The sequence below is a fragment of the Sphingobium aquiterrae genome (assembly GCF_037154135.1).
GTDB lineage: Bacteria > Pseudomonadota > Alphaproteobacteria > Sphingomonadales > Sphingomonadaceae > Sphingobium > Sphingobium aquiterrae.
Genome location: NZ_JBANFL010000019.1, coordinates 42043 through 56397 on the forward strand (window position 1 = coordinate 42043; position 14355 = coordinate 56397).

Annotated in this window: 10 protein-coding genes and 1 riboswitch; of the genes, 9 read left to right on the forward strand and 1 reads right to left on the reverse strand. The window is 61.6% G+C overall.

All coding sequences use genetic code 11. From position 1 onward, the window contains the following. The first annotated feature begins 332 nt into the window (after positions 1–332). From WFP78_RS18580 to WFP78_RS18620, 9 genes are all read left to right on the forward strand, one after another. The gene (locus WFP78_RS18580) at positions 333–1316 is read left to right on the forward strand and encodes a DUF2493 domain-containing protein (RefSeq protein ID WP_336965703.1); all 984 of its coding nucleotides are present in this window, start codon (positions 333–335) and stop codon (positions 1314–1316) included. A gap of 257 nt (positions 1317–1573) precedes the next feature. After that, complete coding sequence (locus WFP78_RS18585; protein WP_156142971.1) at positions 1574–1720, forward strand: hypothetical protein; 147 nt, start codon at positions 1574–1576, stop codon at positions 1718–1720. A gap of 539 nt (positions 1721–2259) precedes the next feature. Further along, complete coding sequence (locus WFP78_RS18590; protein WP_281124151.1) at positions 2260–2559, forward strand: ribbon-helix-helix protein, CopG family; 300 nt, start codon at positions 2260–2262, stop codon at positions 2557–2559. Positions 2560–2716: 157 nt separating this feature from the next. Continuing rightward, positions 2717–4762: a type IV secretion system DNA-binding domain-containing protein gene (locus tag WFP78_RS18595; protein WP_033964142.1), complete on the forward strand. Its 2046-nt coding sequence runs from the start codon at positions 2717–2719 to the stop codon at positions 4760–4762. Beyond that, a complete protein-coding gene (gene mobF, locus WFP78_RS18600) occupies positions 4759–7719 on the forward strand; it encodes a MobF family relaxase (protein ID WP_287458778.1) in 2961 nt (986 codons plus the stop codon). Before WFP78_RS18595 ends, mobF begins: the two co-directional genes overlap by 4 nt. Positions 7720–7736: 17 nt before the next feature. Then, positions 7737–8411, forward strand: coding sequence for a lytic transglycosylase domain-containing protein (locus tag WFP78_RS18605; RefSeq protein WP_033964159.1), 675 nt, complete (start codon positions 7737–7739; stop codon positions 8409–8411). 75 nt (positions 8412–8486) lie between these two features. Beyond that, entirely contained in the window at positions 8487–8762 is a 276-nt protein-coding gene (locus WFP78_RS18610) for an HU family DNA-binding protein (protein WP_033964144.1), read from the forward strand. Between the two features lie 190 nt (positions 8763–8952). Next, complete coding sequence (locus WFP78_RS18615) at positions 8953–9417, forward strand: SRPBCC family protein (protein ID WP_281124148.1); 465 nt, start codon at positions 8953–8955, stop codon at positions 9415–9417. An 860-nt stretch (positions 9418–10277) separates the two neighbouring features. Next, a complete protein-coding gene (locus WFP78_RS18620; protein ID WP_336965709.1) occupies positions 10278–11927 on the forward strand; it encodes a recombinase family protein in 1650 nt (549 codons plus the stop codon). A gap of 463 nt (positions 11928–12390) precedes the next feature. On the opposite strand, the gene WFP78_RS18625 is transcribed toward WFP78_RS18620, so the two are convergent. Further along, positions 12391–13998, reverse strand: a complete 1608-nt coding sequence (locus WFP78_RS18625; RefSeq protein ID WP_052208674.1) for a tetratricopeptide repeat-containing sulfotransferase family protein — start codon at positions 13996–13998, stop codon at positions 12391–12393. 200 nt (positions 13999–14198) lie between these two features. After that, positions 14199–14279, forward strand: a riboswitch (cyclic di-GMP riboswitch). Positions 14280–14355 lie beyond the last annotated feature (76 nt).

The following is a 14355-nucleotide window of genomic DNA, read 5'->3' on the forward strand; positions in this document are numbered from 1 at the left end:
GTCTCACAATCCTCAGACGTGCGGGACGGCCAGTGCGGACAAAGGGTCCGCACCGGCCGATGCGATTCGGGGGGCATCGAGCCCCCCGAATCACAGCCTCTCTCTATCTATCAAGAAGTCCAAGGGTGGCACGGGGACAGCGCCGGCCTCAAGGACGACGGGGCCCCACCATTTTCTTTGGCGGATCGACGGCAGCACTTCTGCATCGGTGTTGGTGGCCGCCAAAGAAAATCGTGACCCCCATCGCCGCTTCGCGGTCGCTTCGCGATCCTTGACCCCGTCGCTCAGAGCCCGTGCCGGGGAAAATGCCTCTTAAAATTCAGGAGGCCATCATGACGCATTCACACCGTTCCATTTCGCGCTTCACCGACATCGCCGCGCTCTATGCCGAGGAAACGGCCGAGCCTACGGACCGCTTCGCCGCTGCCTTCACCGAGACCGTAGGTGAGTTCCGGATCGACCGCGCCGAGGACAGCACCGATGCCGGGATGCCCGACCCGCTGGAAGCCGAGCGCGCGACCGAATTGCTGGTCACGACGTTGTTCGACGTCCTGCGCGACACAAGACTGGAGAGCATCGCCGACCGGCTCGCCTGGGGCATCGTTCACAGCTTCCACAAGGTCGCCGGACAGCTCGACGGAGAAGCCGATCGGGCGGCGCAGCAGGTCAACGGGCTGATCCGCTCCGCCGACGGCAGCGAGGTCGCGACGACCGAACTGGAGGAAGCCCAGACGCTCTGCCAGTCCCTCGACGAAGCGCGCGACGCGGTCGCCTGCATGCGCGATCACGCGGCGCAGATGTACCATGCCGAGACCGGCCGGCCATGGTCGGCACCGCGCGCGACATTGGTGTCGGGGAAGCGGACCGCCTCGGTCATCGCCGCCACCGACTTCATCGCCGCACGCCGCCAGCGCCGCATCGAGGAGCACGCGCCGCAGGGGCCGGTGGTCATCTTCTCGGGCGGCCAGCAATGGGAGGACCATCAGCTCCTGTGGGATCGGCTCGACGCGATCCACGCCCGGATCCCGGCGATGGTGCTGGCGACGACCGCCCAGAACAAGGGGTGCGACGCGATCGCGGCGGCATGGGCGGCGCGGTCGGGCGTGAAGCTGGTGGCCTTCACGCTCGACGCACGACTGGGCAAGCGGGCGGGGTTCGCACGGAACGAGCGGCTGCTGGCACTGCGCCCCGTCGAAGCGCTGGTCTGCGAGGGGTCGGGACTTCAATCGCACCTCGCCCGGATGGTCCGCGAGAAGCGGGTGCCGGCGCACTTCTTCCGGCTCTCGGATCAGCGCACAGCCAGCGCTGTCGCCTGAGATCGTGATGGGGATCGGTTGGGCATGATGCCCGGCCGGTCCCTTTTTTTGTTGGCGTTGAGGACCGCCCCGCTCGGGAGCCCGATCAAAGATCGGGTCCGTCGCGGGGCGGTGCGACAGCTTTGCTGTCGGCCTCCTGCGCGTGGCTACGCCATGCTCGTCGCTGGGCCGCCCTTCGGGCGACTTTTCGGTTCGGGCGCTGCCGCTGGCAGCGTCTTCAGTGCCGAGACGGCAGGGCTTCCTCCCACCCGAATCGCGTGAGTGAGGACGTCCCTGAAATCCCGCTCGCTCAATGCTTCGATCGGGAGGTCCGTGACCATTCCAGCATATCGGTCGCGCAGGGCGCGGCGGGCACTTTCTACTTCTTCAGCGACCTTGCGCTGACGCGCTTCGAGGTCGGCTAGTCGCTCACGTTCCGTCATTTTGGGCATGTCCATCGTCCTTGTGATGGGTCTGCCCGCCGCCCGGCATTGTAATCCGGGTTGGCCCGCATTCAATCCCGAACTTGGGGTATGGACTTCATGAAGGTCCAAGGCACCGCGATCGAGATGAGCTTGCCGGCGTGCCGCCGGCGAGAAGAAGAAATCCCCTGCCGGGGATTGTCCGCCCGTGCCCGGTCGAGACAACGCAGCGCGCGGAGCGCTGCGAAGGGGAGCACTCACGGCCTTGGCCGTTTGTAATGCACCGTACGCACGGGTGCTGCGCGGCTATTCCGACGATAAATCAATGCTATAAGCCTGTCCGACAAGTCCGACGCTGGACACGGCGCGGCGTCCGACATGTCACCCGCGAACGACAGTGCGTCGAGCAAATCGTTGGATTTGCGCGTCTATTCCTGTCTGACATGTCGGACAGCATAAATCGTTGAAAAACAGCGGCATCCGCGCTATGATGCGCTTGCTTCAAGACTTGCCCGTCGAGCTCCCAGTGCTGGAGCTACGACATGATCAGAATAAGCGTGCGGATCGACAGCGCCCTGCACGACCGCCTCAACCGGCGCGCGGCCGGCGCCGATCTCTCCCTCTCGGTGTTCATTCGGTCCGTTCTCGAACAGGCCGCCGATCCCCGCGGCCGGTACATCTATTCGTCGCAGGACGAGATCCTCGCGACCTGCATTCAAATCCTCACCATCCTCGGCACCTCGATCGGCCAACGGACCCCGGACGTTCTGCAAAAGGGGATGGCGGAGGCGCGCGGCATATTGCGGGACAGGGGTCTGCTCGACCCGGAAGCCGACCGATGAGCGGGGATGAACGACGGGCTGATCCCACCCCCACCGCCGAGCTTCAGGCATCGCCGCAGCTGCCGACCATCCCCTGGACGATCGGCTTCCTGCCGCTCCTGTATCTCGGGCATCCCAGATCGGTCCTTCCTGTCCATGTGGACGCGGGAGACGCACGATGAGCATCTTTCGCAACGACACGCTCGGCTCCTGGACCCGCGGCGGACAGGCGATCGTCCACAATGTCCGCATGACAACCCAGGTGTTTTTCCAGACGGTCATCGCGGGGTTCGTCCTCTGGGTGATGGGCACCATCTGGTATGCGCTCGAAATGTCGACGGACTATGAGCGCTTCATCCTGCGCAAACTGGTCGAGGCGAGCTTCAAGGTCGATGCGGCCGCCGGCACCAACGATCCGGTGTTGTTCAAGACGCCGGCGGGACACCAATATTGGACGTCAGCCGATTGGCTGCTCGCCTCCAAACTCGCCAAGCAGACTCTCCATAAGGTCGAGCTCGACCTCATCCACGGGGCGTTGATCGCCGGCGCCTTCGCGCTGCTGGCGCTGTTCTTCGCCTGGTTCACATTCACGCGCACGGGCAGGGGACTCGGCTCGAACGAGTATTTGCGCGGTGCCCGGTTCGGCACGATCCGGCAGGTCAAACACTTGCTCCGCCACCAGCGCAAGGGGAGCTTCTCGATCGGCGGCGTCCCCATTCCGGATGCCTATGAGCCCGAGCATGTGCTCCTGTGCGGCGCGCCCGGCACCGGCAAGACCAACCTCATCGTCAAGATGCTCGAGGGGATCCGCAAGGAGGGCAAGCGGGCGATCGTCTATGATACTGCCGGCACCTTCGTCGAGAAATTCTACCGCCCGGGAAAGGACATTCTTCTCAATCCACTCGACAAGCGCACCAGCCGCTGGTCGCCCTGGGGCGACGTCCCGCGCGATTACCATTATGACCAGATCGCTGAGTCGACGATCCCCGACAAGGCGGGTGATCCGTTCTGGGCGAAGGCCGCCCGCGGCACGCTCGTCGCGGTCATGCGCAAGCTCGCGCATCAGAAGCAAATGCTGGTCTCGATCCTGCTTGATCGCCTGTTGCGGTCCAAGCTGAAGGATCTTGCAGCCTTCGCCGCTGGTACCGATGCCGCGGCTTTCATCAGCCTCGAAGGGGAGCGCACGTCTGCCGGCATCCAGGCCGAACTTGCCTCCGTCATGCGCAGCTTTTCCTATCTCGACGACACCCGCAAAGGGCTGTCGATCCGGGACTGGGTGGCGAACGAAAAGGGGGACGGCTGGCTCTTCATCACCGTCAAGGCCGACCAGCTCCCGTCGCTTCGGCCCCTGATCACGGTCTGGCTCGATATCGCCATTTCGGCGATCATGAGCCTGACGCCCGATCGCCGCCGACGCCTCTATTGCGTCATCGACGAACTCCCCACGCTGCAGAAATTGCCATCGCTGTCCGACTTCCTAGCGCGCGCCCGCAAATATGGCGGGTGCGGTATCCTGGGGTTCCAGTCCTACCCGCAATTGGAGGCGACCTACGGTATCCAGGATGCCGCTGCGATCACCGGCTATTGCTCGACCTGGGTGGCTCTCCGCGCCAACGACACCCCCACGGCAAAGCATGTTTCGGAGAATCTCGGTCAGGTCGAACAGGTCGAGGCGAACGAAGGCATGTCCTACGGCGTCAACGACATGCGCGACGGCGTGAACCTGTCGCGCATGCAGGTGACCCGCCCGCTGGTCATGCACACCGAGGTCACCAATCTGCCCAACCTGTCGGGTTTCCTGCGGTTCGGTCGCAACCTGCCGGTGGTCCATTTCCAGGACCGCTTCAACACCGTCGCGACCATCGCCGACGCCTTTGTCGAACGCGATACGCCGCCGGTGCGCGACCGGGATGGCGAGGCCCTGATCGCCGCGATCCATGCCGAAGCCAAGTCAACCGAGTCGCCATCACCGCCGCGACGCAAGAAGGCTGCACGACCGGTGCCGCCACCGCCTCCGCCAACATCGCCTGACCTCTTCGAGGGCGGCAGCAGTGGGGCCGCCGAGGGGGAGGGGGTTGAACCGAAACCCGCCGAAAACCCGCCGACAGACCCTGTCGCACCTGCTCCGGCCTTCACGCTTGCCCCCCAACGGGGCCGGACCCGCATCGAACTCGATGTCTATGATCGCGAAAATGGCCCGGCCAGGCCGGCGCGGCCGGCATGATCCATCCCCGCCGCCTGAAAGGTACGCCCGGCAATATTGCCCGCTATTATACGGTGGGCGATTATTACACCAAAGGGAGCGACGAACATTCAGAATGGGGTGGCCGGATAGCGGTTGAGTTAGGGCTATCCGGCCCGGTCGATCCCCAGACTTTCCAAGAGTTGCTGGCCGGAAAGATCGACGACCAGCAACTCGGCCGCCACCGTGCCAACGGCGAGATCGAGCATCACCCCGGCTGGGACTTCGCCGTCAATGCGCCGAAATCGGTATCGATCATGGCGCTGGTGATGGGCGACGAGCGGATAATCGCCGCCCATGAGAAAGCAGTCGGGACGGCGCTCGAATATCTCGAAGAACATGCGTCCCTGCGCCGACGCGACAACGGCCAGATCGTTCACGAGACGACTGGTCGACTGATTTTTGCCCGCTTCACCGAACATGCCAGCCGCGAGCTCGATCCCCATCTCCATACCCATGTTGTCGTGATGAACATCACGAACCGAGAGGACGGTTCGTCCTGGGCCAGCCTCGAGACACGGGCGATGTTCGCCGAGCAGATGGTTGCGGGGCAGGTCTATCGAAACGACCTCGCCCATGAGCTTCGCCAGATCGGATACGAAGTCGAATTCGACCCCAGACGGGGGCTGTTCGAGATCGTCGGCGTTCCCAAGGACTTTATCAAGGACACCTCCCAGCGCGCTGGACAGATCGATGCCCATGCCAAGGAGCATGGGCTCACCGGACAGGCAGCGCGTCGCCAATCCTTCTACCAGACGCGCGGTCCCAAGGTGACGGCGACACTCGACGAGTTCCACATCCAGTGGGCCGCGCGCGCGAAACCCTATGAGGCGGACCTCGCCAAACTCACCGCGCAGGTCGAGGAACGGGGCACGTCGATCATCGACGTCGACCGCCGAACCGCCGGTCGCGCGAGTCTGTTCGGCCTGCGGCAGGCGGAGACACGCGAAGCCGTGAACAATCTCGGCCGCATGTACGGGTTGGCGCTGGCCAGCCATGTCGGAGAGGTGAGGCTTGCCGATGTCCGGCCGTTGCTTGCCGAGCATGAGGCGAAGCACAAGCTCCTCGTCACCCGTGCGCCGACGGGCGATCAGACTCTAACCCGCGGCCGGACCAGCAGGCGCAGCGCTCGCCAGGAAATGGCGCTGTCGCAGCACCTCGCTTTGGCCCTGGATGATGCCCGACCCATCGCCACCGCCGACCGCCTCCTGGTCGCGCTGGAGACCGCTGGCCTCACGCCCCATCAGGAGCAGGCCCTCGTTCAATCGGCCTTGTCGCGGGACCGGGTCACTGGCATCCACGGCGTCGGCGGCGCCGGCAAATCGACGTTGATGAATACCCTGAGACAGGCGGCCGAGCCGGGAACGGTGCTGGTCGCGCTGGCCCCCACATCGTCAGCCGCTGCGACCACGGGTCAGATCGCGGGTGTCGAATCGAGAACGGTCGAAAGCGTTCTCACCAGCGGTGGTCGCGGCATCACCGACCGCCATGTTCTCCTCCTCGATGAGGCCGGGCAACTCGGGACACGCCAGGCCATTCGCATCCTCGAGATCAGCCGGATGACGGGCGCGCGGCTGATCCTGCTCGGCGATGACAAGCAGACCGGCGCGATCGAACAGGGGAAGCCCTTCTGGCTGATGCAGAAGTTCGGCCTCGCCACGGCGCAACTCACCGAGTCGATGCGCCAGCAGACCAAAAGCATGAAGGCCGCGGTCACCCATGCGCGGGCCGCGGAATATGCCGCCTCGCTGTCACACCTCGACAAGGTCGTGAGCGGGGAGGGGGCCGAGGCGCTCGCCAAGGGCCTCGTCGCGGAATGGACCCGGCTCAAGCCGGAGAACCGCGCCACCACGAACATCCTGGTGCTCGACAATGCCACCCGGCTGATCGTGAACTCAAAGATTCGCGAAACCCTGAAATCGGAAAGCGCGATCGCGGCCGAAGACGCACGGCTCCAGGTCCTGACGCCGAGCGGCATGTCCGACCAGGAGAAACACTATGCCCGATTTTATTCAGGCGGCCAGGTCGTGACCTTCACGCGGGATCAGCTCGGCGCGGGGATCGCGCGCGACGTCCAATATCGTGTTGTCGGTATCGGACGCGCCGAGAACGGGCGGCAGGTCGTGCGACTGGTCGACGAAAACGGCCGGATGATCCGCTGGGATCCGCGGCAGAGTCAGGTCAAGCAGATCAACGTGTTCAACGCGGAGAATCGCGACCTCGCGGAAGGCGATCGCATCCAATGGCGTCTGGTGAACAATGCGCTCGATCTAAAGAATGCCGAGCGTGGCACGGTCGAAAAGATGGATGGAACCGTTGCCACGATCCGTTGGGACCGAGGCGAGCGCGTGCAGCAGATCGACCTGTCCGAGCACAAGCACTGGGACCACGGATACGCAGAGACCGTATATTCCGCGCAGTCCAAGACCTACGCCCGGGTGTATGTGCTGGCGCCGGTCAATTCCGGGCTCGTGAACGGCCAGAATTATTATACGGCGATCACCCGCGCGCGCTTCGGCGTGAAGCTCTGGACCGAGGACGAGAAGCGCCTCGCCGAGAAGCTCGAGACCCATTCCGGCGAAAAGACGTCCGCGCTGGAAGGGCTCGGAAGGCTGGACAGGGATAGCCGCGACAGCCTCGCCGCGCGTCATGCAGACCCGATTGAGCGAGCTCGGGCGGACCAGGATCGTGAGCGGTCCGAGCGGCGCGACATGGCCCTTGGCCGGCAACTCGACCAACGGACGAATGCGCCAAGGGGCCTGCCGGAGCGGCTGGCTGAAAATGCCCGCGGGATTGCCGACATCCTCGACCGCTTCCTGCAATCTGTCGTCGATCGCGCGCCTGCCGAAGCCGATCGCGCCGACGCCCGAACCGACCCAGCGCCCGCCCAAGTACATGACTCCCGTGACGCCGATTCCGGCCACGGTCCGGAACATTGATCACGGAGCAGTTTGCCATGAACCACACCGCCTTTGCATTTTCCGCCCGATGCCGCCTCAAATCTATTCTGCGCGCCGGCTGCCTTGCCGTGGTGTTCGCGGCATCCACCGCGGCTTCACCCTCGGCGGGGATGGCGAGACCTTCGGAAGGCGCCATCTCACACTGCATTGCACGTGCCGCTGGTGGGAAGGATTGGCTCGAGAAAACCCTGTGGGGACTGCGCGACCAGGAAGGCGGATGGGTCGGCGCGGAGGTCGCCAATGCCAACGGATCGCATGACCTGGGGCCCCTTCAGATCAATAGTTGGTGGGTGCCAAAGATCGCAGCGGTGCTGCGGCGGCCCGAGCAGGAGGTTCGCACCTGGCTCAAGTCCGATGCCTGCTTCAATGCCGATGTTGCCCGCTGGATCTTCCTGTCGGCCTTGCGGGCGACCGGTGACTATTGGGCCGCGATCGGGGTCTATCACAGCCCCACAGCGTGGCGCCAAAGGCACTATGCCCTGAGCGTCGCAGACCACCTCACGCGGCGTTTTGGCCCTGCGATCTTCGCCGAACGGCCTGTTAGGCTTGGCGGTGCTTCGGTCGCGACGACCCCGCAATCGCCCGACTCGCCCACCAACGAGGCCAAGCGGGAGCGAATGCTCGGGTTCGGCGTGGTAGCGCGCTCCGTATCGTCAGAGGTGCAAGATTAAGCGGCGCGGTGGCAGCAGGCTTGTCGCTCTATCCGCTCCTCGATAGATCAGCAGGGGAACAACCAGGAGTGAAACATGAACAACAGCGACCTCGCCGACCATCTTTCCAGCGCCACCGGCTCGAGCAAGGCCGACGCCAAGAAAATCGTCGATACTGTCTTCGCGGCGATTGCGGACGCGGCGGCGAAGGGCGAGGAGATTTCGCTCAACGGCTTCGGCAAGTTCAAAGTGAAGGCCAGCGCGGAGCGCGAAGGTCGCAATCCCTCGACTGGCGCGACCATCACGATTGCGGCCTCGAAGAAGCTCTCGTTCACGCCCGCTAAAGCGGTGAAGGACAAGCTGAACGGTTGAACCAATTCTTGGTCCAGGCGCGTCCCTCAACGATCGCGCCTGGACCAAGAAAGCCGGCCGTCGTTTTCCTCGTGTGGAGGCCGGTTTGGGGTTTTCCACACTAGGGTTCGGCGGCGATGGGTTCAAAGTTCCTTGTGTCTAAAGCGTCTGCTGGCGCGACTTCGCGACCGCCCTCTATCATACAGGTTTCATGACAGACCCTCGAACCCACACAGCTTCTCGCACCATCGTTGCGCCACCACGTGCCATCTTCCGCGCTTTTCTCGATGCCGAGGCCCTTGCGTCATGGCGTGCGCCCAAGGGCATGACTGCGAAGATCCTCGCTTTCGACCCCCGTGTTGGGGGCAGCTATCGGATGACATTCGTCTATTCCGAGACCGAGCGTGGCCGAGGCAAATCAACGGAGAATACCGACGTTGTCGAGGCACGCTTCATCGAACTGATACCGAATGAAAAAATTGTCGAGGCTGTCGAGTTCGAGTCCGCCGATCCGGCCTTTGCCGGCACCATGACGATGACCACGATATTCACGGCCGTCGCAAACGGCACGAAAGTGACGTTCACCGCCGAGAACGTCCCCACGGGGATCAGCGAAGCTGACCATCGCGCCGGCATGGATTCGTCATTGAAGAATCTTGCCAATCTCGTTGAATAGGCCCGCAATCGACGCTTAGTCTTTCTATGGGCGTTTGCGAGGAAGATAGCGCCTGACCGCCCGCGACATCATCGACACGCTGAGCACTGTAGATCGGCTCGAGTGCGGGAACTGTTGATAAACGGTGGCACGCGAGTTACAATAACCTTGCTCCAAGACATCCCGCTGAGCTCCATCGATTGGAGCGGCGACGTGATAATGACGGTGCGCCTCGGTGGGGCCTTGCTTTGGCACCTCAGGCAATGCGAATGTCCCTTACACGATAATCGCATCGTACGGCGATGAGGCGCGCCCGATCTTCTAACACGAGGTACGGGAACGCCAATGATTCCTCGGCCGGGCCACGAACGCCTTACGGTCAGTCCAACCCTCCTCCGCAACCTAGAGCGCAGGCTACGGATCAGGAGCCTACTCAGTCTGCATGTGAATCCTCAGCGGGGAGCTCGACCCAAGAGACTCCACGGGAACCTCGCATTGCGAGGCGCGATAAATTCTCACGGCAGCTGATTGAGGATGCCAGTGGGATATTCGCACGACGACTGGGCCGGCCAGTGTCTCAGGACGAAGCGAGGATTCTGCTAGGCGACCTGACCGACTATTATGAGCTCGCCATCGCCCGACGTCGGACCATTGTCGTTCGACAACCGTCAAGGGAATGCGACGACGACACGAACGCCGGATAACCCAGCCAAGCGGTTTGTCTACGCCGAATCGGCAGCTTGACGGGTCAATGCTATCGCAGAATAAATAGTGAACAGAACGGCACGGCGGCACGGCCACAATTCCCCAGCGATAGGCGCGTTTCGCGGTTGGAAGTGGGGAAGGATCGTGATTGAGAGCAGAGAAGGAATTGTGGAACAATGGCGAAACCCAGAGCGAAGCTGAGACGGACGGTGGCACGTGCGTCGGTCCACCACGCATTGAAGAAAGCGGTTCTCTACGCTCGCGTCTCAACGTCGGAGCAGGAGCGCGAGGGATTCTCGATTCCTGCCCAGCTCAAACTTCTCCGAGACTACGCAGCGATCAACGACATCGATATCGTAGCCGAACATGTCGATGTAGAAACCGCGCGGAAGGCCGGGCGTACCGAATTTGAAGCGATGCTTGCGTACCTACGACGCCATCCATCGGTCCGAATGATCCTGGTCGAAAAGACCGATCGGCTGTATCGCAACCTCAAGGACTGGGTGACGCTCGACGAGTTGGATATCGAGATCCACCTCGCCAAGGAGGGTGTCGTCCTTTCCAAGGATTCCAGGTCTTCCGAGAAGTTCATGCACGGCATCAAGGTGCTGATGGCCAAGAACTATATCGACAATCTATCAGAGGAAGCGCGCAAGGGCATGACCGAAAAGGCCGCGCAGGGTTATTGGCCTACCCTCGCTCCACTCGGTTACCGCAACATCCGCAATGATGCTGGGCGGAAGGTGATCGCGGTCGATCCCGAGATCGCACCGATCATTGCGCGCCTGTTCGAGCTGTGCGGAACCGGTAATTTCTCAATCAACGAACTGGCAGCGAAGGCGCGCGAGCTTGGTTTGAGGTATCGTCGAAGCGGCAAGCTCGTCAGCAGTACGAGTACGATTTTCTATATTCTCAGAAATCGGCTCTACACCGGCTCCTATGAGTGGGACGGTAAGCTTTACCAAGGCCTACACGACCCGATCGTCTCGCTCGAGGCTTGGGAACTAGCTCAGGAAGTCATCGATGGCCGTAGCGCATCCAATGTCCGCGCGAGTCCCAAAGATTTCGTCTACACCGGCTTGATGACGTGCGGCCACTGCGGCTGTGCGATGGTCGCGGAGATAAAAAAGCAGAAATACATCTACTACCATTGCACCGGCTTTAAGGGAAAATGCCCTGAGCGTTACGTCCGCCAGGAGGCGCTTGACGTTCATTTCGAACAGATGCTTTCGCGGCTTCGCCTCGACGACGAGATTTTCGGTCTCGTACAGCGAGCGCTCCGCGAGAGCCATGGCGACGAGAGCCGCGAGCGTGATGAAGCCAAGGCGCGGCTGACTGCCGAGGCAGACAAGCTCCAGGAGCGTCTTGACACCATCTACCTCGATAAGGTCGATGGACGTATCACCAAGGAATTTCACGATCGCATCGCTACCACCTGGCGGGAGGAGAGAGCGCGGGCGATCCGAGGACTCGAGCACCTCAATAATGCCGACGAGGCCTATGTCGACGATGGCGTGGCGCTGCTCGATGTCGTCAGGAACGCCCACAAAGGCTTTGCGGAGATGGCCCCGGAATACCGGCGTCGAGCTCTAAATTTGGTACTTTCGAACTGTACTTGGGCCAATGATCGGCTGACCGTAGAATTCAGGCAGCCCTTTGGAATGCTTGAAGAATTATCACGGGCCGCGTTCACTCTCGGCACGCCAAACCAACCCCAAAATGAGGGTTTTGACAGTTTGGTGACCCCTACGGGCACCCGGCTGTCGTGGCAAGGTATTGAATTTACACCGGTATCTTTCCGATTCGTGATTTCTATACCATCATAAATGCCATCTGCCCAATGGACTTATATAGGCCGAAATGACTTTGCGCTGCCAGAGAGCTGACTCTTTGTTGGGCGGCGATGGAGCTGGCCGATCCGGTCGCGGATGCACTTCACCGGAACGGTTGTCCTTGGCAAGGACCTGTTGGAAGTGTAAATTGCCAGCTGAACCGGTGACCGTAAGTGGTCACCAGTCAGGCGATTTATCTCATTGATTTTATAAAATCAAATTATAAGAATCCAAACCGATACTACGAATGTTCCCACATTTTGAGTGGGCATAAATGAGTGGTTCTGGGTATTGGCGGAATGCTTTCACAGATTTTTTTCTGCTCCCACGACTTCGTGCAATTAGCGGAATGGTGCGGCGGAAAATGCCCCAATTGCTGAAATCGACGCTGCAGCCGCATTGCACCGATAGATGCTACGCTTGCCAACTCTCGAAAACTGTCTTCCGGAGCTTCATACTATAGATTTTCGAGTTGATCTCTTAGTCCCTCAAGCCACGGTGCATAGGCTCGCCAGCGTTGCAATCCTTCTCCATTGATCGGCTGTCGTACTTGCTGCGCACTGGGTGTGTAGATGCTTCTTTGGTTTTCATGCGGCCGCAGGCAGGCCGCGTCGAACGGCAGATCCAGGGCTGCAAGCAACTTGCGAATTTCTGCCTCGGGGTGTTCCACAAGCCTTTCATAACCCAGACGATAAACCCGTCCCGGCCGAACCCGTTCCAGATGATCCATCAAGTGGGCATAGTCGGAATGATACCGGCCAAGATCGGCCAAGTTGGCTGGAAAGCTCGTGTGGCGATTGAAATAGGTCGTGAAGTTCGACAGACAGCACGCCATGGGATCGCGACGGACGTCGATGATCTTTGCCTTAGGCAAGATAAGTAGGATCAAGGGAACAAGCTGCCAATTAGCGGGCATCTTGTCGGTGAAGAACGGGCGGTCGGTTCGCCGGTAGCGCCGCGTCGAGATGATGTAGCTGTCGCCGATCTCGCGTAGCTGTGGGGCCGGCAGGGCGGCAATGACGCCGGGCAAGGCGGCGTTTGATATCTCACGGCCAGCAATCTGCTGCGCGATATTCCGCAGTTCGAACAATTCGCCAAGATTCTCCACCATCGGATGGCTCGCGAGGATTTGCTCGACCAAAGTGGAGCCCGCGCGCGGCATGCCGACGATGAAGATCGGCGCATCGGTTTCGTTCCCATGCCCGGCGCGAGCATCGAACAAGGTGGACGTGAAAGCCGCTTCCGCTGCCCTGACGAAATCCTCCGTCGCCTGCGGGTCATAATGGATGAGCAAGCCGCGCACGCGATTCGCATCTTCATAGCGCCGGAACGACTCCTCATATCGGCCCTGGTCACCGAGCGCCTTGCCAAGGGCGAAGCCAAGCCGGACCCTGTCCAGACCCGGTTTGGCCTTTTCCATCGCCCGTTCCATCAACATGACGTCATCCGCGCTGAGCCGAACGACACGCAAATTAGCGAGACCCCACCAGGCAAGGCCGCTGGCGGGATCGAGGTCGAGGGCCTTGCGATAGGCGGCAACGGCTTGATCGAGATGCCCGGCGGTCTGCAATGCGTCGGCATAGCTGATCTGCGGAATAGCGGCGCCAGGGGTGCGAGCGATCAGTTGCCGGAGCACGGGCAGCGCCTCGTCCGCGCGACGTTCAGCCGTCAGCGTCGCCGCTTTGAGCGACAGCGCCCAGACAGGTCCGTCGCCGGCGCCAATCAACTCGTCCAGCAGCCCAAGCGCCTCGGCGGCACGCCCCTGGCGACCAAGCAAGGTACACAGATCGGCGTGGGCAAGCACGAAGCCCGGCGCTTGGCAGATCGCGCCACGGAGCAATCGCTCGGCATCGGCAAAATGCCCCGTTGCGACGGCGACGGCAGCCAGAAGGCGCAACGCATCGGGGTTTTCGGGGGAGACCACAAGGCTGGAACGGATCAGCTGTTCAGCACGCGTCAGTTGGTTGTCATTCAGGGCACGCGCCGCTTCAGCCAACATTTGGGTCTGCGCCGTCAACGAAGCAATTTGAGGACGTCGATAACGCGCTGAATCGCTATGGGGCATGTTCCGCGCGGTCGGATCGAGGGCGACAGCATCTGCATATCCTAGGCCGATTTCTCAGCAAAAATAGTCGGGTGCTTTGAATTTTGCAACTATTTACAGGCCTTAGTAACAAATTGATAACTCTGACATTGTTTAACGCCTATCCAGGTCACCTCCTATCGGGTCGCTAGCACACTTCGCAACGCCATCGGATCGGAAAGGGCACCGAAGGGCAAACTGCTGGTGACGGCAGGACGCAAAGTCTCCGGACGCTTCGAAAGAGAGTTAGCAGGGTTACTGGCAGGGGGTATGATGATCGCGACGGTTAAACCGTGCTGGCACGCCAGCCATTTGCAAGCGCCTGGGCGCGCTGTCATC